General features: G+C 72.4%; 1 protein-coding gene. It reads left to right on the top strand.

Annotated elements, in window-relative coordinates:
* Positions 1-87: 87 nt before the first annotated feature.
* A partial coding sequence (locus PHK61_RS31780) for an IS1380 family transposase (protein ID WP_274285036.1) occupies positions 88-1,374 on the top strand: 1,287 nt, incomplete at its 3' end.

The following is a 1,374-nucleotide window of genomic DNA, read 5'->3' as shown; positions in this document are numbered from 1 at the left end:
AGATCCTGAAAGACGAAAGGTGCTCCTGACCTGCGATGATCTGGCTTGCTGAAGGCTTGATCGTCGCGCGGGAGGAGCACCTTTCTGGTGCGGGAGTCTACGGGGCTGTACCCACGCGTCCGGACCGACACCGGCGGGTCGGGGGTGGTGTCCCAGGCCGGCGCGGTGCTGCTGGTCGACACGATCCGCGCGGCCGGGCTCGACCGGGCGCTGGCGGACGCGCTCGAGCCATGGCGCAAGCCCACCGCGGTCCACGACCCAGCGAAGATCCTTCTTGATCTGGCGGTGTCGCTCGCCGTGGGCGGGGACTGTCTGGCCGATGTCGCCGTCCTGCGCGCTGCCCCGCAGGTATTCGGTCCGGTCGCCTCCGACCCGACGGTGTCGCGGCTGCTCACCACGCTGGCCGGCGACCCGGAACGGGTCCTGGCCGCGGTCGACGCCGCCCGCGCGGCGGCCCGTAAGACCGTGTGGCGGCGCGCCGGTGCCACCGCCCCGGACCACCAGGTCGATCATCGGCGTCCGCTGCTGGTGGACGTCGACGCCACCCTGGTCACGGCGCACTCGGAGAAGGAGCAGGCGGCGCCGACGTTCAAACGCGGCTTCGGCCACCACCCCCTGGCCGCGTTCGTCGACCACGGCCAGGACGGCACCGGGGAGCCGGTGGCGATGCTGCTGCGGCGAGGCAACGCCGGCTCGAACACCGCCGCCGACCACATCAGCGTCATCCGCTGCGCGCTCAAGCAGCTGCCCGCGGACAACGCCGCCGCTCACCGCTCGGGTCGCTCGGTGCTCGTGCGGGTCGACGGGGCCGGATCGACCCACGAGCTGCTGGACTGGCTCACCGCCCGGCGGCTGTCGTATTCGGTCGGGTTCGGGCTGCCCGAGCACACCGCTGAGCTGCTCGCGAGGATCCCGGACTCGGCGTGGTCGTCGGCGCTGGATGCCGAGGGTGAGGTCCGTGACGGGGCGTGGGTCACCGAGCTCACCGGGCTGCTCAATCTCGCCTCCTGGCCGGCGGGGATGCGGGTCATCGCGCGGGTCGAGCGCCCGCACCCCGGCGCGCAGCTGCGCATCACCGACCACGACGGCAACCGGGTCACCGCATTCGTCACCAACACCCGCCCCGGCGGACCCGGCGCCCAGATCGCCGAGCTCGAACTGCGCCACCGTCGCCGGGCCCGCTGCGAGGACCGCATCCGCGCCGCCAAGGACACCGGCCTGCAGAATCTGCCTCTGCACGGGTTCGACCAGAACCGCATCTGGTGCGCGGTCGTCCAGCTGGCCTGCGAACTGCTGGCCTGGACCCAGATGCTCGGCTACCCCGAGCACCCGGCCCGCCGCTGGGAGCCCAAGAAGCTCCGGCTGCGATTGTTC

The sequence above is a fragment of the Actinomycetospora lutea genome, assembly GCF_028737205.1.
In the GTDB taxonomy this organism is placed as follows: Bacteria; Actinomycetota; Actinomycetes; order Mycobacteriales; family Pseudonocardiaceae; genus Actinomycetospora; species Actinomycetospora lutea.
The sequence above is the reverse complement of the archived record's forward strand: the minus strand, read 5'-3'. Positions and strand labels throughout refer to the sequence as shown.